The organism is Pseudoxanthomonas sp. G3 (genome assembly GCF_057654715.1).
The window spans coordinates 2,527,724-2,544,731 of the sequence record NZ_CM172805.1; the positions used below are offsets into that span (position 1 = coordinate 2,527,724).

At 66.4% G+C, this 17,008-nt stretch carries 18 protein-coding genes; 7 read left to right on the top strand and 11 right to left on the bottom strand.

The genetic code is table 11. From position 1 onward, the window contains the following. Positions 1 to 11: 11 nt before the first annotated feature. Entirely contained in the window at positions 12 to 608 is a 597-nt protein-coding gene (locus AC23D6_RS11960) for a hypothetical protein (RefSeq protein ID WP_487749479.1), read from the bottom strand. 337 nt (positions 609 to 945) lie between these two features. On the opposite strand from AC23D6_RS11960, the gene AC23D6_RS11965 reads away from it, so the two are divergent. Beyond that, positions 946 to 1,728 carry a hypothetical protein gene (locus tag AC23D6_RS11965; protein WP_487749480.1) on the top strand — a complete coding sequence of 261 codons (783 nt, stop codon included), beginning with the start codon at positions 946 to 948 and terminating at the stop codon, positions 1,726 to 1,728. A 217-nt stretch (positions 1,729 to 1,945) separates the two neighbouring features. Then, positions 1,946 to 2,935, top strand: a complete 990-nt coding sequence (locus AC23D6_RS11970) for a cyanophycinase (protein WP_487749481.1) — start codon at positions 1,946 to 1,948, stop codon at positions 2,933 to 2,935. A gap of 135 nt (positions 2,936 to 3,070) precedes the next feature. Here the strand turns inward: AC23D6_RS11970 and AC23D6_RS11975 are convergent, their stop codons facing one another. From AC23D6_RS11975 to AC23D6_RS12000, 6 genes are all read right to left on the bottom strand, one after another. Continuing rightward, positions 3,071 to 3,817: a hypothetical protein gene (locus AC23D6_RS11975; protein ID WP_487749482.1), complete on the bottom strand. Its 747-nt coding sequence runs from the start codon at positions 3,815 to 3,817 to the stop codon at positions 3,071 to 3,073. A gap of 156 nt (positions 3,818 to 3,973) precedes the next feature. After that, complete coding sequence (locus AC23D6_RS11980; RefSeq protein ID WP_487749483.1) at positions 3,974 to 4,243, bottom strand: hypothetical protein; 270 nt, start codon at positions 4,241 to 4,243, stop codon at positions 3,974 to 3,976. 149 nt (positions 4,244 to 4,392) lie between these two features. Beyond that, entirely contained in the window at positions 4,393 to 5,544 is a 1,152-nt protein-coding gene (locus AC23D6_RS11985; protein WP_487749484.1) for an acyltransferase family protein, read from the bottom strand. Between the two features lie 7 nt (positions 5,545 to 5,551). Further along, a complete protein-coding gene (locus tag AC23D6_RS11990; protein ID WP_487749485.1) occupies positions 5,552 to 6,238 on the bottom strand; it encodes a hypothetical protein in 687 nt (228 codons plus the stop codon). Further along, complete coding sequence (locus AC23D6_RS11995; RefSeq protein ID WP_487749486.1) at positions 6,235 to 7,119, bottom strand: ABC transporter ATP-binding protein; 885 nt, start codon at positions 7,117 to 7,119, stop codon at positions 6,235 to 6,237. The genes AC23D6_RS11990 and AC23D6_RS11995 overlap by 4 nt, the downstream gene beginning before the upstream one ends. Next, a complete protein-coding gene (locus tag AC23D6_RS12000) occupies positions 7,116 to 7,523 on the bottom strand; it encodes a GntR family transcriptional regulator (protein WP_487749487.1) in 408 nt (135 codons plus the stop codon). Before AC23D6_RS12000 ends, AC23D6_RS11995 begins: the two co-directional genes overlap by 4 nt. Before the next feature lie 176 nt (positions 7,524 to 7,699). Here AC23D6_RS12000 and AC23D6_RS12005 point away from each other — a divergent pair, with 176 nt between their 5' ends. Beyond that, a complete protein-coding gene (locus tag AC23D6_RS12005) occupies positions 7,700 to 8,395 on the top strand; it encodes an aspartate/glutamate racemase family protein (RefSeq protein WP_487749488.1) in 696 nt (231 codons plus the stop codon). Between the two features lie 18 nt (positions 8,396 to 8,413). Here AC23D6_RS12005 and AC23D6_RS12010 read toward each other — a convergent pair whose 3' ends face one another. From AC23D6_RS12010 to AC23D6_RS12020, 3 genes are all read right to left on the bottom strand, one after another. Then, positions 8,414 to 8,785 carry a YciI family protein gene (locus tag AC23D6_RS12010; protein WP_487749489.1) on the bottom strand — a complete coding sequence of 124 codons (372 nt, stop codon included), beginning with the start codon at positions 8,783 to 8,785 and terminating at the stop codon, positions 8,414 to 8,416. Positions 8,786 to 8,862: 77 nt separating this feature from the next. Continuing rightward, on the bottom strand, positions 8,863 to 9,423 hold the full coding sequence (locus AC23D6_RS12015; RefSeq protein ID WP_487749490.1) for a dihydrofolate reductase family protein: 561 nt from the start codon (positions 9,421 to 9,423) through the stop codon (positions 8,863 to 8,865). Positions 9,424 to 9,520: 97 nt separating this feature from the next. Continuing rightward, on the bottom strand, positions 9,521 to 10,444 hold the full coding sequence (locus AC23D6_RS12020; RefSeq protein ID WP_487749491.1) for a LysR family transcriptional regulator: 924 nt from the start codon (positions 10,442 to 10,444) through the stop codon (positions 9,521 to 9,523). A gap of 142 nt (positions 10,445 to 10,586) precedes the next feature. Between AC23D6_RS12020 and AC23D6_RS12025 the strand changes: the two genes are divergently transcribed. Both AC23D6_RS12025 and AC23D6_RS12030 read left to right on the top strand, forming a co-directional pair. Next, positions 10,587 to 10,979, top strand: a complete 393-nt coding sequence (locus tag AC23D6_RS12025) for a RidA family protein (RefSeq protein ID WP_487749492.1) — start codon at positions 10,587 to 10,589, stop codon at positions 10,977 to 10,979. Between the two features lie 116 nt (positions 10,980 to 11,095). After that, on the top strand, positions 11,096 to 11,359 hold the full coding sequence (locus tag AC23D6_RS12030) for a hypothetical protein (protein ID WP_487749493.1): 264 nt from the start codon (positions 11,096 to 11,098) through the stop codon (positions 11,357 to 11,359). A gap of 41 nt (positions 11,360 to 11,400) precedes the next feature. On the opposite strand, the gene AC23D6_RS12035 is transcribed toward AC23D6_RS12030, so the two are convergent. Beyond that, positions 11,401 to 13,953 carry a methyl-accepting chemotaxis protein gene (locus AC23D6_RS12035; RefSeq protein WP_487749494.1) on the bottom strand — a complete coding sequence of 851 codons (2,553 nt, stop codon included), beginning with the start codon at positions 13,951 to 13,953 and terminating at the stop codon, positions 11,401 to 11,403. A 208-nt stretch (positions 13,954 to 14,161) separates the two neighbouring features. Between AC23D6_RS12035 and AC23D6_RS12040 the strand changes: the two genes are divergently transcribed. Then, entirely contained in the window at positions 14,162 to 15,916 is a 1,755-nt protein-coding gene (locus AC23D6_RS12040) for an EAL domain-containing protein (protein ID WP_487749495.1), read from the top strand. 113 nt (positions 15,917 to 16,029) lie between these two features. After that, the gene (locus tag AC23D6_RS12045) at positions 16,030 to 16,923 is read left to right on the top strand and encodes an AraC family transcriptional regulator (protein WP_487749496.1); all 894 of its coding nucleotides are present in this window, start codon (positions 16,030 to 16,032) and stop codon (positions 16,921 to 16,923) included. Positions 16,924 to 17,008 lie beyond the last annotated feature (85 nt).

Here is a 17,008-nt window from a genome sequence, read left to right on the forward strand (position 1 = left end):
CACGAACGTCTTCAAGGCGCGGGCTCGTAGAAGTACGTATTGAGCCGCGCAGTGCCGACCGGCAGGCCGGCCTGGAACGCCGTGACGTTGAAGACGGCGTTGAGGGCCTCGGCCGCTTCCGCGTTGAGCGTCAGCTTCACGTTGTCCAGTTGCACCGAGCCTGCGCGGGCATGCAACCCCCGTACGACGGGCGCGCTCACCAGCGTGATGTCGAACAGGGGAAGCCGACCCAGGACGCTGTCGTTGAGCTTGACCAGTCCCGTCAGCACCGGTGTCGCGCCGGTGGTATCGATGGTGTAACTGCTCAGATTGACCTGCGTGGCGCCGGCCTGCAGCGTCAGGCCGCCTGCGTGGTCCACCTCGCCCTTCAGCGAACCCAGATCCAGCTCGCCTCCCGGGATCGGGAACGCAGCATGCGCGCCACGAAGTCGGGCCGGATACGTCGCGCGTACCGACACGCCGAGGGAGGTCAGCGCGCCCACCAGGTCTCCGGAAAGCTGGACGCGTGTGTCCCCACCCAGGGTGTTGACGGTCGGCGCGGCGAGGACAGGCAACGGAAGAAGCAATGCGGCAATCAGCGCGCAAGCGCGTGTACGGAACGTGGTCATGAGGATATGTCCTGTGAAGTAAGCACTCAGGGGAAGAACCTTCGACACGGACATGCGCGAGTGGAGCGTGGAGCGCACACTCGAAGAGCGGCCGCCATGCGGCGCATGAGGCGCATGGCGGGTTACGTACGGTCATCCGGCAACGCTGGATGCAGACCCGTGATGAAGACGAACGGCCACCGACGAACGGCCGCCGCGCATACAGCGACGTCGACGTTCCGTGAAGGCGCATGAAAGCGCGCTTACGGAATACAGATCGGTGAATCCAAGTGCACTTCCCTGCGCGTAGATGCGATGCCTACAACCCGTAGGCATGACCAACTTCGTGGAGAGACACATGCGCATCAACGTCTTCGCCGCCCTGCTACTGGCCGCCGCGGGTCCTGCTTATGCCGCCGGCCCCGAGCAGGGTAAGTTCTCGATATCCGTGTTCGGGGGCGCCGACAGGCCGATCAGCGGCGATGTCCATACCGGCGCGGTGGCCCCGGTACCGGATCTCGGTCCGTTGAATCCCGCATTGGCCGGCGTGAGCGCGGAGCTGCGGATCCGCTCGCGCAGCCACGAGCAGATTTATGGCACCGCCAAGTCTTTCGGCCTGGAGCTGGGCTACGGACTGAGTGACCGGAGCGAAATATTCCTGCAGGCGAAGGAGACCAGCGCCGATGATGGGCGTGTGCGCGTCGGTGCCGCCTACGTGCCCGCACTGGATACCGAGCTCGACGTGTTCGGTCGCTTCTCGGGCTATGACGCGTACACGTGGGAGGTGGGTTACCGACACTTCTTCCGCGACGGTGGTCGGGTCAGGCCGTTCGTCTCAGCGCGACTGGGCGCCACCGAAACCGATGACATCCGGGCCACGTTCGAGATTCCCGACGCGGCGATCACGATCCCGAACGCGCCGTTCTACGAGAAGGACTGGGCACTGAGCGGCGGACTCGAGGCAGGCGCGCAGATCTCCTTCACCGAACGCTTCAGCATGAGACTGACCGCCGGAGTGAACTACATCGACGATCTTTCCGGCGACGATTCCGCGGTTGGCGGGCTCGGTCTGGCGCGTATCAACGACACCGGAAAGCGCGTCTCGGTGCCGATCTCGGTGACCGGGCGTTTCGATTTCTGAGGCGTTGCAGGCCAGGCGGGCCACCGGTGCAGCGCGCGGGATACCCTCCGTGCCCCGCGTGCGGCGATAACCGGTGGCCCGCCCCGGCTTGGCCACGGTTGACGGCACCTTCGCGGGCTTGGATATGCGCCATGGCCTGCTGAACGTACCGGCCTGCATGGGGGATCGAAGGCGCTGGACCGTCTGCATGGAAGTCACCCCAACGATGAGGTGTTCCATGCGTCGTCTGCTCGCGCTCCTGCTCGCTTCGATCCTGTCCACATCCGCACTGGCCGGCAAGGCCCCGCCCTATACCTATGTCCGCGTCGGCAGCACGGGCGATGTCTCGCCTGCCACTACGCCCGGCACGGTCCTGATGGGAGGTGGCGCCGACGTCGATGCCGCCTTCCAGTGGCTCTGCAACCTCGGCGGCAACGGGGATTTCCTGATCATCCGCGCCACCGGTGCCGATGCCTACAACCCGTATGTGCAGGGCCTGTGCCCGAACATCCATTCGGTCGCCACGCTGATCATTCCCAGCGCGACCGCCGCCCAACATGCGGATGTCGCCGCGATCATCGCCAAGGCGGAAGTGGTGTGGATCGCCGGCGGCGATCAGTCCAACTACCTCAACTTCTGGAAAGGCACGCCGGTGCAGTCCACGCTCAATGCGCGCATTGCGCAGGGCAAGCCGGTGGGCGGCACGAGTGCCGGCCTCAACGTGCTGACGCAGTTCGTCTACAGCGCGAACGCCAGCCAGGGTGCGACCAGCAGCCAGGCGTTGGCCGATCCGTTCAACCGCTATCTGACCTTCGATCGCGACTTCGCCGGGGTGCCGACATTGCAAGGTGTCATCGGCGACCCCCACTTCGCCGCACGCGACCGCATGGGCCGCAACCTCGCCTTTCTGTGCCGCGTGGCCGCCAACGGCTGGAGCAGCGCCCCGCGCGGCATCGCCGTCGACGAAGCGACCGCGCTGCTGGTGGCCAACGGCGGTTATGCGAGCGTGGTCGGCACGGGCAAGGTGTATTTCCTGCAGGCACCGGGATTGCCCCAAGTGTGCGCGGCCAAACAGCCGCTGACCTACCGCAACATCGGTGTCGCGCGCATCGCCGCGGGCGACGGTTTCGATCTGGTGAACTGGGCGCCGGTGGGCGGTACCGTCTACACCGTCACCGCGGAAGCCGGCGTACTGAGCTCCACCCAGCCGGGCGGCTCGGCGTACTGAACAACACGGCTCAGCGCTCGGGAACAGTCGGCGTGGCTATGCGATGGAACGGCGCGCCGACCCGTTCTGCTGGATGGGTGGGCCTGCGCGCAGCGTCATTCTCGTCGGTACGCCGCGCGGGGGAGGACGCACCCTTCAACGGCGCCGTGCGCGCTTGCCGCCGCTGCGTTGCGCCGTCGCGCGACTTTCCGCGAATTCCGGAAACGTCTCCGCGAGCGAATCCTTGTCGGGGAGGATGTAGAACACCCCGCCCTTCTCGAACGTCGGCTGCATGATGCGCTCGTAGAACCCTGGCGCGACATTGATGCACCCATGGGTGATGCGATTGTCGTCGGGCGTGGCCGATGCGAGCCGCTCTTCGCGCTTCTCGGCCGGTACGCCGGTGGCGGTCGGATGGATGGAAACCGCGGAGTCGTAGTCCACCCACAGCACGCGTCCGGCGTCGATGGACGGGCCGAAACCGCCTACGAAGCGGCCGGCAGGCGTGGTGCGGTCACGACCGGGAATTTCGCGCAGCGCGAGACCCGCAACGCCCGGCGCGGTGTGATCACCGACCGCCGAGCCGAACAGCCCGGGCGCGGCGCCGCGGAGGCGACCGTCGCCGCCGAACACCAGCACCTGCGCCGCGGCCTTGTCGATGATGGCAAATGGATAGCCCTGGCTGTCCTTGCTCGCGACGATCCAGCCTGCGAGCTCGATCACCGTGTCGGATACGTCCTGACCGGGCGGGAGCTGATCGGGGCTGTTGTCCGCTTGCGCGGCGTCTTTTCCGTCGGCGTCTTTTTCGTCGGCCGCCTTCTCGTCGGCGGCTTTCTCTGCAACGGCCTTCTGGGCACTGGCCTTCGCGGCACTGGCACCGAAACTGGCCAACGCCAGCGCCATGATCAGCGCGTGGGCGGCGGTCCTGATCGCGGAATGTAGGGAAGTACGGATGACGCGGTTCCTCGAAACACTCATGGGATCATGAAGGAAGCCCGGTGGCCGCACGGGCCACCGGGTTCCGGTTCACACGGTGCGCAACACGTCGCGCAAGCGCGATCAGCCGCGCGGCACGCGACGCGGGGCGGCTTCGAGCTGCTGGACGCGGCGCTCGATCTGGTCGAGACGCTGATTCGCCTGCGTCGCGGACTGATTGGCCGACTCGGCGCTCTGGGCTGCGCCCTGCACCTTGGTGTCGAGCGAATCGAGGCGCGAGTTGATGCCTGCGAATTCGTCGTCGTAGGTCGCGCAGCCGCTCAGCGCCACACCGGCCACCAGCGCCACACCGAGCACACGCGCCGCCTTCAGATATCGCTTCGTCGTAAACATTCAAATCCTCCTTCGTCTGGGGAGACGGAATATAGCGGCGTTTGCCACCGCTGCTGCAACCTGCCTTCAGGCTGGATTGGTCTACGTGCAAGGACTGTGAAATTGGGGTGCCGTTGGTCGTCTGATCGTCGTACGAAACGCGCAATACATCACTTTCCCATCTCCACCATCGCTGCGGACGCTCGCGCGCCCAGCAGCCCGCCCAGCCGCGTTTTGCGCACCACCGCGTGATAACCGAACAGGCAAAGCGCCAAGGTCGCGAGCACCGACGACACGAACTTGATGCCCCAAGGCGCCTTCACGTCCAGCAAACGGTATTGGAGCGCGAACAGGATCGGCAGGTGGACGAGGTAGATCCAATACGACGCCTCCGACAGATAGCGCAGCACGGCATGGCGACGATCCAACCACGCCTTGCCTGCGATCAGGCAGGCACAGGTCATCCATACGCTGACGTAAGCCTCGAGCACGGCGAGTGGCCAGGAGGCGGAAGGATCCCTCAGGCTGGGTACGTGTCGATCCAGCAGGACCCAGAAGACGCCATAGAGCATCAAACTGGCGGCCAGCAGCCACGGCGCGAGCGGCCGGAGCGGTTCCATCATCGCGTCGTGGTCATACAGCAGGTACCCGAACGCAAAGAACGGCCCGTAGAAACCGAAGGCCCAGAACTGCGGCAGGAGGCTTTCCGGTGCGGGATGCGGCGCGCTGACGGCGGCAAGCGACGGCACCAGCAGCAACGGCAGCCCACCCAGCAGCCAGACCGGGCGCAGGTCGCGCACGCGCTGTGCGAGTGCCTCCAGTCCGAAGTTCTTCGCCGACCATACCAGCACGTAGAAGAACAGCAGGTAGTAGAGGAACCACAGGTGCCCGGTGCCGGGCAGCTGTTCGGGCAGGCCTTGCGTCTGCAGCAGCTGCCGGATCATCGCCAGCATGGGCGATGGGTGCTGCACCGTCTCCGCGGCGTGCAGCGTGCTGTACTTCAGCGCCCCATGCACGAGCGGCAGGAAGATCACGAACGGCAGCGCGATGCGCATGAAACGATTCCGGAACATCCCGCCCATCCCGCGCTTCACTACCAGCATCGCCGCGAAGAAGCCGGCGACCACGAAGAACAGCGGCATGCGGAACAGATGCAGGAACCAGATGCCCACGTCGACCGCCGTCGACGACACGCGATCGGCCGTGGGAATGAAGGCGTGCGCTAGCGGACTGTAGGCCAGCGCCGCATGGAACAGCACGCCCGACAGCATGGCGAGCGCCCGCAGGTTGTCCATCGCGTGGAGGCGATCGGGCGCCGACATGGCGGCGTCAGTAGAACGCTTTCTTGCGGCAGCGCACCCAGCCGGTGATCACCAGCACGGCGATGCTCCCCACGATCTCCACGAGCAGGATGGAAACGGCGGGCAGGCTCCAGACGACGCGTTCGGTGTTCGCGTTGCCGGTGATCTCGGGGATCTGCCCCAGCAACATGATGAAAGGATTGATCAGGACCATGCTGCCGATCATGGCGAAGGTGTTCCAGCCTTCCGATTCCACTGCCATGGCCACGCTCAGGGAGACGCTGTAGGCCAGGGTCACGAAGCCGAAAATCAGGATCGAAAAGACGATCAGTCCATCCGGCAAGGGCGTGAACGCGATGACGGCCAGGGTGCCGGCGGACAGGAGCAGGAACGGCACGAAGAACGTCACCAGGTTGCCGAGCAGCTTCGCCAGATAGAAGTCCAACGGCGTGAGCGGCAGGCTCATGACGAAGGCCAGCGTGTGCTCCTTGCGCTCGACCAGTAACGAGGTGGAGATCGAGAAGCAGGAGATGCCGACCATGACGACCAGCAGCAACAGCGAGCCCAGGTAGAAGCTCCATCCCTTGGCCATGCCGATCAGGCAGAGCGCGAAGATGCCCCCGGTCACGTAGGCCGCGAGTTGCTTCTGGAACAGCGCCCAGTCCTTGGCGATCAGGTGCCTGATCACCGGCAGGTTGAGTTCGAAACGCTTCATGCGGCACCTCCCGCCCGCACGGTGGTGACGAAGATGTCTTCCAGGCTCATCGCCTCGGCGCTGCGGATGTCCAGCCCCTGCGCCTGCAGGCGGCCGAGGAGGCCGTCGCTGAACTGGCGCACCTTCAGCTCCAGCAGGGATCCGTTCTGGCGCGTCATCGCGATCTCGGGCCACGCATCCGCATCCGCCGGCCACGTGCCCTGGCAGATGATCCGGCGCCAGTCGTCGAGGAAGGACTCCTTGTCCTTGGACGCGAGCAGGCGGCCCTGGTGGACGAAGCTGATCGTGTCCGCCAGTTGCTCGATATCCCGCGTGTTGTGCGAGGAAAACAGCACGCTGCGGGCGTCGTCGCGCAGGATGTCGGCCAGCGCCTGCAGCACCTCGTCGCGTGCGACGGGGTCGAGACCGGTGGTGGGCTCGTCGAGCAGCAGCAGCTTGGGGCGGCGGGCGAAGTTCAACAGCAGCAGCGCCTTGACGCGCTGGCCGTGCGAGAAGCCCGCGAGCGTCTGCTCCGCCCGCAGGTCGAACCGACGCAGCAGGTCGGCGGCGTACGCCTCATCCCAGCCCGGATAGATCGAACGGATGAAATCCATGTGCCAGCGCAGCGTCTGGCTCTTGTACAGGCGCATGTCTTCCGACGCGAAGCCGAGTTCCTGCTTGACCGCCACCTGCTGCGCCGGCATCACGCGGCCCAATACTTCGACAGTGCCGGCGTCGGCGCGCGCCAGCCCGCTGAGGATGCGCAGCAAGGTGGTCTTGCCAGCGCCGTTGACGCCCACCAATCCCATGATCTGCCCGGCGGGCATGCTCAGGGTGATGTCCTGCAGCGCAAAGCTGTCGTAGCGCTTGGTCACGCCGGACAAGGCGAGTGCGGCGGTCATGGCGTGGATCCTCCGGAGGTGTCGGGCGTGGGATCGGCTTGCTCGTCATCGAGCAGTTGCCGTATCTCGTGGCGGGTAATGCCGAGGCGCGCGGCACAGGCGAGCATCGCGTCGAAGTGCTGGGTGAATTCCGCGCGCAGCAAGTCGGTGGGCAGGTCCGAGGACTCGGCCACGAAGGAGCCCATGCCGTGCCGGGTAACGATGATCCCGGCCAGCATCAGTTCCGCGTAGGCGCGCTTGACCGTGATCACGCTGACCCGGCTGGCGCTGGCCAGCTCGCGAATCGACGGCAGCGCCTGTCCCGGCTTCCAGTCACCAGCCATCACCTTGGCGGTGATCTGGTCGACGATCTGCTGGTACATCGGCGTGCTGTCGGTGGTCGACAGAAACAGTTCCGCGCTCACCGCCACCCACTGTGCATAGTTTATATGCACAGTATGCACAGCAGGGAATCCTCTGTAAAGCACCCCCGGTGTCGGGGGCCTGCAACAGACCGCACCCTCACCCCTCAAACTGCTCAACCCGGCGCGGCACGCCGGCCTACATACTTCCTGCCTCGGACATACACGGCAGGACAGGCATGAAGACGATCGGACTGATCGGCGGGATGAGCTGGGAATCGACGGTGCCGTACTACCGCCTGGTCAACGAAGGCATCAAGGCCCGCCTGGCTGGCCTGCATTCGGCCAAGGTCGTGCTGTACAGCGTCGACTTCCACGAGATCGAACAGCTGCAGCGCGATGGCGACTGGGACACCGCCGGCGAGGTGCTGGCCGACGCCGCGCGCCGCGTGCAGGCCGCCGGTGCCGACCTGCTCGTGCTGTGCACCAACACCATGCACAAGGTGGCGCCGCAGATGGAGGCGGCCGTGTCGATTCCGTTGCTGCACATCGCCGATGCCACCGGCGCGGCCATCACCGCCGCCGGACATCGCACGGTCGGCCTGCTGGGTACCCGCTTCACGATGGAACAGCATTTCTACCGCCAGCGCCTGCAGGACAGGCACGGGCTGCAAGTCCTCGTGCCGGACGCCGACGACCGTCGCATCGTCCACGACGTGATCTACGACGAACTCTGTCGCGGTGTCATCCGCGATCCTTCGCGCGATGCCTATCGTCGCGTCATGGACGATCTGGTCGCGCGTGGCGCGCAGGCCATCATCCTCGGCTGCACCGAAATCAGCCTGCTGGTGGGCCCGCAGGACGCGCGCGTGCCGCTGTTCGACACCACGGCTCTGCATGCCAGCGCCGCGGTGGAGGCTGCGCTGACGGAGTAAGGCAATCCACCGCGCATGCTAGCGCTCGAGATAGAAATCCATCGGAATCAGCTCGACCGCCCATCCTCCCGCCTCGCCCAGCGTCGCCGCCGGGTGCATGGACGCGATGCGCAGCGCTTCGTCGTGGCTGTCCGCTTCGATGATGAAGAGGCCACCCACGACTTCCTTCGATTCGGTGTAAGGCCCGTCGCTGACCTGCGTCTTGCCGGCCTGCGGGCGCAGTGTCCGCCAGCCTTCCAGATCCCCCAGCGAGGCGGATACCAGCACTTTGCCGGTCGCCCGCATCTGCTCGTCCAGGGCGGGACACTGGCTGACCAAGGCTTCGACATCGCCAGGCGACATCGCGGCGAACTTGTCGGGGGTGAAATAGGCCAGGCCGAGATACTTCATGGCGGTTCCTTTGTGCAGAGATGCCTGGGCGACGAAGCGGAAGGCCGTAGATCGACATGCCGCCCGAGGCGCGGCTGTCAGTCGCGCGCACGCCGGTAATGCAGCGCGACCGCCCCGCAGCGCAGCGGGGTCGCCGACACCAGATCAAGCCGTCGCGCGTGCGGCAGTCCGCGCTGGTACAGGGTCGGGCCGTGGCCGGCGATGCGGGCATGGACGAGGAAGCGGTACTCGTCGATCAGGTCCAGCCGGTCCAATTCCGTGGCGAGCATGCCGCTGCCCAGCAGCACACCGGCCGGTGTCGCATCCTTCAGCGCCTGTATGCCCGTGCGCAGTTCGCCCGTGAGGAGGTGGCTCTGCGCCCAGGTGAACTCGCTCCGCGTCGACGACACCACATACTTCGGCTTCGCCTCCAGCTTCCGCGCCCACTCGCGCGTCGCCGGGGGCGCCTCCACCTCGCCGCGTGCCACCTTCGGCCAGTAGCCTTCCATCATTTCGTAGGTGACGCGGCCCCATAGCATGGCGCCATGCTCGTCCATGAGCCGGGTGAAGAACGCGTGCGTTTCTTCATCGGCGATGCCCTCTTCGTGGTCCACGCAGCCGTCGAGGGTGAGGTTGAGGCTGAAGGTCAGAAGTCCCATGGCGGCGAATGTCTCATGGCGGATGACAGGAGTATGCCGATGTGCGGATGGGGTCGACGCCCACCCGATGAAGAAGCGCGTGCCGCTGCGTCCTGCATCAACGCGGCGGCTGGATGGCGGGCGCATGCTGCGCCAACAGCTCCACGACCCAGTCGATGAACACCCGCAGCTTGCGGCTGACGTGCCGGCTGGGCGGGAACGCGAGGTACATCGGCATCGGCTCGATCCGCCAGTCTTCGAACAGCGGCACCAGCGCACCCCGCGCCAGCGGCTCGCGCGCCATGTAGGTGGGAAGCCACAGCACGCCGAGCCCGGCGATGCCGGCCGCCAGATAGGCATTGCCGTCATCCACCGACAGCACGTGACGGCCCTGCACGCGCACCTCTTCTTCGCCGCGCCGCATCGGCGACATCAGCGGGTTGCCGGTACGCGCACTGCGATAGCCGATGACGCGATGCGCGGCGTCTTCCAGTGCCTGCGGATGCGCCGGCCTCCCCACGCGTGCCAGATAGGACGGCGCGGCGTACACCCCCAGCGCGAGGTCGGCCACGTGACGTGCGCGCAGCGAGTCATCGGTGAGGACGCCGCCACGGATCACGCAGTCCACGTTCTCGTCGATCAGGTCCACCTTGCGATCGCTGGCGCCGAGGTCGAGCTGGATATCGGGATAGCGCGCATGGAAATCGGGCAATGCCGGCACGAGCACGTGGCTGGCCAACGGTGCGGGCACATCCACGCGCAGCCGTCCGCGCGGTGCTTCGGAGGCCGCGGACAGGCTGGTCTCTGCATCGTCCAGGTCGGCCAGCAGGCGCACGACGCGCTCGTAATACGCGGCGCCGTCGGCGGTGACGTTGACCTTGCGCGTGGTGCGGTGGAGCAGCTTCACCCGCAGGTGCGTCTCCAACTGCTGCACCAGTTGCGTCACCCGGGTCTTGCTGGCCTGCAGCGTGTCGGCCGCCTTGGTGAAGCTGCCGGTCTCGACCACGCGGACGAAGGCCTGCATCGCGTCGATACGGTCCATGCGAACTCCAAGGCAGCGGGGATTGTTTGGATTCTACAAACAGTGATCCCGCGATCCGCGTGTTTATCCCCCGGGGAGCGCTGCCTAGAGTGCTCGCCATGTCCCGGGGCCTCACGGCCCCACCCACTTGAGGAGTACTCCCATGGCATCCCGCGACGCCGTCTTTCCCGCCGGTCGGCACGACCTCTACGCCCACTACACCTACTCCGCCGCGATCCGCTCCGGCGACCTGCTGTTCGTCTCCGGCCAGGTCGGCAGCCGCAGCGACGGCTCCCCCGAGCCGGATTTCGAAGCCCAGGTCCGCCTGGCGTTCGCCAACCTGGAGGCCACCCTGAAGGCGGGCGGTTGCACGCTCGATGACATCGTCGACGTGACGACGTTCCATACCGACCCCGAGCGCCAGTTCGACACCGTCATGAAGGTCAAGGGCGAGGTCTTCCCGGCTCAGCCTTATCCCAACTGGACCGCGATCGGCGTGAACTGGCTGGCCGGCTTCGACTTCGAGATCAAGGTGATCGCGCGAATTCCGGGGTGAGCCCCGCGCCCGTCTGATGGCATCGCGCACGCTGGTACGCTGGCGGCGAGCGACGCCGTCGACGCCCCGCGCTAGGCTGGCCATCCGACCGATGCCATCCGCGTCCGGGATCTCCCATGCCCTCTCCCTCCGACCCCTACACGCCCATCAACTGCGAGTTCCATGATGTGCTCGAAGCGACGGCGACGCGCCGTGCGACGACGCTGATCCGGTTCGTCGACGATGACGGCAAGGCGCACGAGCGGGACACCCGCATCGTCACCCTGTCGGCCCGTGACGGCATCGAGTACGCCGAACTCGGCACGGGGGAACGCGTCCGGCTCGACCGGTTGGTGGCGGTCGACGGCGTCTCGCTCGCCGACTTCCCACCGACAGGCTGATGCGTGTCCGCAGCGTGCGGGCGTGACTCGCACGCGCAGCCTCACGCCGGTAGCGGGCGGCGCAGCGGCGCGCGGCCAGTACGGAACTGCGCGACGGCTTTGCGCAGTGCTCCTGCCTGCACCTGCAGGCTCCCGGCGGCAGCGGCAGCCTCTTCCACCAGCGCGGCGTTCTGCTGGGTGGTTTCATCCATCTGGGTGATGGTCTGGTTGACCTGTTCGATGCCCGTGCTCTGTTCCTGCGAAGCGGCGGAGATCTCCGCCATGATATCGGTCACGCGCTGCACCGAGGCGACGATCTCGCTCATGGTCGTGCCGGCCTGCTGCACCAGGGCCGAGCCGTCGGCCACCTTGTCCACCGAGGTTTCGATCAGGCCCTTGATCTCCTTGGCGGCGTTCGCGCTGCGCTGGGCCAGCGTGCGGACCTCGCTAGCGACCACGGCGAAGCCGCGGCCCTGTTCGCCCGCACGCGCGGCTTCCACCGCCGCGTTGAGCGCCAGGATGTTGGTCTGGAAGGCGATGCCATCGATGACGGAGATGATCTCGGCGATCTTCTTCGAGGACTGTTCGATGTCGGTCATGGTGGTGACGACCTTGCCGACCACTTCGCCGCCTTGCGAGGCGACGCCCGCGGCGCCGATGGCGAGCTGGTTGGCCTGTCGGGCCGATTCGGCGTTCTGACGCACGGTGGAAGTCAGTTCCTCCATCGAAGCGGCCGTTTCTTCCAGATTCGCCGCCTGCTGCTCAGTACGGCGCGACAGATCGGAATTACCCGAGGCGATCTCGCCGGCGGCGGTGTTGATCGAGGTGGACGCATCCTGGATGCGACCGACGATGTCGGTCAGCTGCGCGACGGTGGCGTTGGCATCGTCGCGCATGCGCCCGAACACGCCGTGGAAGTCGCCTTCCATCCGCGCGGTCAGGTCGCCTTGCGACAGCGCGGCCAAGAGGCCCTGCAGCGCCGACAAGTTGTACTGGAAGGCATCCAGCAGGCGATTGGTGCTGCCTGCCAGCGTCAATACGAAGCCCTGCTTGTCCTCCAACGGAACGCGACCAGCGAGATCACCACGCGCTGCCGCATCCACCACGGCGGCGATCTCGCGCTCCACCAACATCTCGACGGCACGGCTGCGCCATTCGACGGTGGCGCCGATGCGTGCGCCCTCGACTACTACGCTGTTGATGGTCCATTGATAGCACACGCCACCATGCTCGACTTCTTCCTCGAACGCCGACTCGCCGGTCGCCAAGCGCCGTTGGGCTTCGGAAAACGCCGCATGCAGCTGCGTGGCGGGATGGCCAACCATCGCCGCCGCGTCCGGCAACACAGCCATCAGGGAACGGTTGGCATAGGCGAGCGCACCCTCGGCGTCGAGCATCATCAAGCCGGTCTTCGCGCAATCCAGCGCCTGGCGGGCACGCTCGTTTTCGCGTGCTGCGGCGCGTTCGGCCTCTATGCGAGTACGCAGGCGGGCCTGCATGTGGCTCAGCGTCGCGGCGAGACGGCCGATCTCATCGTGCGGGTTGTGCACCGTCAGCACGGTGTCCAACCGATCTTCGGCGATATCGCCGGCGAAGCGCAACGTATCTTCGATCGGCCGGCGCACCGCACGAAGCACCATCAGGAGGGTCATGATCACCGCTGCGGACACCAGCAGCCAGGTCAGCATGAAGAAGGCGTCGATCCAGCGTCCCTGGGACCGTTGCTGCGCACGCGCTTTCGCCAACGCATCGGCCTGGGCCTGCTGCAGTGCGTCCAGCGCGGGGGTGATGCCGGCTGCGATGTCCTCGAGCGACTGGGCTTCGACATCCAGCCCGATGCGCGCGGCGGTGTACGCCAGCAAGGCACCCTGGTAGGCGTCCATGTCGGCACGTAACGCGTCCTGCATCTCCAGCGACAGGCGCGAGGCGGTCAGTGCCAGATCGAACGGCAACTTCTCCTCGCTGACGCGATCGGTGTGTGCCGCGTCGCCGGTCAGCAGGAACTGGCTCTCGAACCGCCGCATGCGCTGCACGTGGCCAATCAGCGCTGGGTTGCCTGCGTCGTCGATGCGCCGCTCGAGTGCAGTGGCCGCTGCATCCAGCTGAGCGAGCAGTCCGGATTCGCCCTGCCCCATCTCGTCCACGCGCGCATTGAGCGAGGCGATGCCTTCACCGAACTGCGCAATCTGGGCGGCAACGGCCTTCAACGCAGGCGGGCGCGGACCGTCGGCGACGGTGCCGGCTTCCGCGGCAAGCGTGCTCGACAAACGTCGCTGCGCGGACTGCAGGGCAGCACGATGCTCGTCGGACAAGCTGCGCGCATAGGCCGTCTGCAATCGGCGCGCCTCGGCGACCTGCTGGGCGAGCGCGCCTGCGAGCACCGCACGTGCCTGATAGCCGGCGAACGTGTCGCCGGCGCGCTCTGCGCCTACACTGGCGCGCCAGTACGCCAGTGCGATCACCAGCAGGCCGAGACCGGACACCAGCAGGCTGGCCTGGATCTTGCCGGCCAGACTCATACGAGCGAGCTGCGTGGAGGGAAGAAGGCGCAGGCTGCGTGCAGCAGCATCGTACGCGCGATGAAGGACCGACTTCAGGGATGCGGGGAAGGCCATGGGCGTATTCCGGACAGAATGACGCATCGATATCGGCCGCTTCCGCCAGGACTTTAATGTCCTTGGTCGCCACGCGTGCGGCGTTCCGGGATGAAGGTGTTGTACGCGGCGTGCGCTACAGCACGATGACGGCGGCAACTGACACGCCACTGTCATGCGATCGCGCTAGCGTCCCGGCCCCATGCTCGCCTGCCCCGCCCCCGCCCCGATGTCCGCTGTGCTGGACGCTGCCCTGAGTCCGGGCGGATTGCGCGCGGTGTACCAGCCCATCGTCCATCTGGAAGACCAGCGTGTCGTCGCGCACGAAGGCCTGATGCGGCACGCACACGGGACGATGACGCCGCTGCAGTTGCTGGACTTGGCACGCGTTACCGGACGCCTGGGCGAACTGGAGACGCAGGCCGCGCGCATGCTGGTGCGCAGCTTCGATTTCGAACGCGGCGGGCGCCTGCTGGTCAACCTGAGCGCGCATGCAATCCTGCAGGATGCGTTTCGCCCGCAGCAGATCATCGAGGGACTGCGGTCGGCGGGACGGGACCTGAGCCGCTTCGTCATCGAGATCACCGAACGCGACATCGTCGAGGACGTGGGCCGCCTGGCCGATGCACTGGGTTACCTTCGCGCAGCCGGCATCCGCATTGCGCTGGACGACTTCGGTAACGGGCATTCCAACTTCGAGCTATGGCACGAGCTGGGGCCCGAGTACGTCAAGATCGATCGCTATCTGGTCCACGAGATCGCAGAGAGCCCCGGACGGCTCAGTATCGTGCGTGCGCTGGTGCAGGTGGCCGAGAGTCTGGGTTCCGACCTGATCGCCGAAGGCGTTGAGCGCACGCAGGATTTGGCGATCATCCGGGATCTGGGTATCCGTTACGCGCAGGGGTACCTGCTGGGTCGCCCGGCCGAACGGGCAACCGATGCCGTCCCGGAAGACCTCCGCCTGGCGTCACCCGAGAAACTGCCGGTATGGCCGCGTAGCGGGCGTCGCTCGACCTTCCCCAAGGTCACCGCCGCACACCTGCTGATCGAGGCACCGTCGATCACCGACAGCGCCAGCAACTTCGATGCCGAGCAGGTCTTCCGCCAACACCCTGACCTGCAGGCCCTGCCGGTCGTGGACGGCAAAGGGCTTCCGCTCGGACTCATCAACCGCCGGGTGTTCAATGAGCGCATGGCCGTGCCCTTCGCCCGCGAGCTGTTGGGACGCAAGCCTTGCGTCCAGCTGATGCATGCCTCGCCCATCATGGCGGACGTGGCGCAGAGCGTGGATGCGATGTCGGAGATCCTGCTGGGCGAAGACCAGCGCTATCTCTCGGATGGCTTCATCATCACCCGCGAGGGTCGTTACGCCGGCGTGGGCACCGGTGAGGCGCTGGTCCGGCGCGTCACGGAACTGCGCATCGAAGCCGCGCGCTACGCCAACCCGCTCACCTTGCTGCCGGGCAATATTCCCATTGCCGAGCACATCACGCGGTTGATCGACGCGCAGCAGCCGTTCAGGGCGGCGTATTGCGACCTCAACCACTTCAAGCCGTACAACGACCAGTACGGCTACTTCCGAGGCGACCGCATGATCCGCCTGGTAGCGTCGACGCTCCTGCGACATGCTGAACCGCAATGGGATTTCGTCGGCCATGTGGGCGGCGACGATTTCGTGGTGCTTTTCCAGAGCGACGACTGGGAGCGCCGATGCCGCGAGATGGTCGCTGAATTCAACGCCGCCGGCCGCGCTCTGTTCGACGACGATGACCTCGCGCGCGGTGTCCTGGAAGGCGAAGACCGTGCTGGCCGCTACACCACCTTCCCATTGACCACGCTCACCATCGGCGTGGCCCAGGTCAATCCCCATCGCTTCTGCACCGCCGAGGAAGTCGCCTCGCAGGCCGCCGCGGCCAAACGGGTGGCCAAGCGGCTGTCGGTGGGCCTGCACGTGCTGGATGCGGCGTCGCCCCCGCACGACTGACTGTCGCGACCGATCCGGGGCCCGCGCGCCTAGCGTTTGCTGATTCCTTTCGTTTTCTTGCCCAAAGCTACGGGCAGCCCCAATGGCCGATCAGCCCGCGCTATCTTTGGCCCATGACAGAGACCCTGCTGGCCGCCGTGCGGCGCTTTGCCGACCTGCGCGCTGACGCCGATGGCGTTGCGCGCACGCCGTTGAAGGGCGTCACCGTGATCCGCGCCCTGCACCCAGGCGAATTGCAGTACGCCATTTCGCGCCCGCTGGTGGCGCTGATCGTGCAGGGGCGCAAGCGGGTTTCGATGGGCAGCCGCACGATCGAGCTGGCTGCCGGCGATTCGATGCTGATCACGGCCGACATTCCCACCGTCAGCCAGATCACCCACGCGAGCGCCGGCACGCCCTATTACTCGGTGGTGATCGATCTGGAACCCAGCCTCATCGAAGGTCTGGTCACCCAGGTGACCGCACACGCGACGGCGCCGTCCGACACGCTGCAGGTCGAACCGACCGACCGCGAAGTGGCGGACACCGCCAGCCGCATGCTGCACTTGCTGGAGCAGCCGAACGCCTTGCGCATCCTGGGCGACCAGTACCTGCGCGAGATCCATTACTGGCTGCTGGCGGGCCGCCACGGCGGCGCCATCCGTACCCTGGGTGCGGTGGACGGCAGCCTGCAACGGGTGGCGCGGGCCGTGGCCGTCATCCGCTCGGAATATGCGCAGCCGCTGCGCATCGAGAAGCTGGCCGAGGTGGCCGGCATGAGCGCCTCCACGTTCCACCAGCATTTCCGCGCGGTCACATCGCTGTCCCCACTGCAGTTCCAGAAGCAGCTGCGCCTGATCGAAGCCCGCAGGATGATGCTGTCGGAAGGAAAATCGTCCAGCAACGCGGCCTATGCCGTGGGCTACGAAAGCGTCCCGCAGTTCACGCGCGAGTATGGACGCCTGTTCGGCGCACCGCCGGCCCGCGACATCCGATCCGCCCAGGCGCGGGTCCAGACGATGGCGTGACGCCGGCGCCGGTCGATCGTATCGGCCGGGTCGCAGGAATAGGCAAAGATGTCCCCGCTTCCCGCAACTTCGTCGGGGCCTTGCG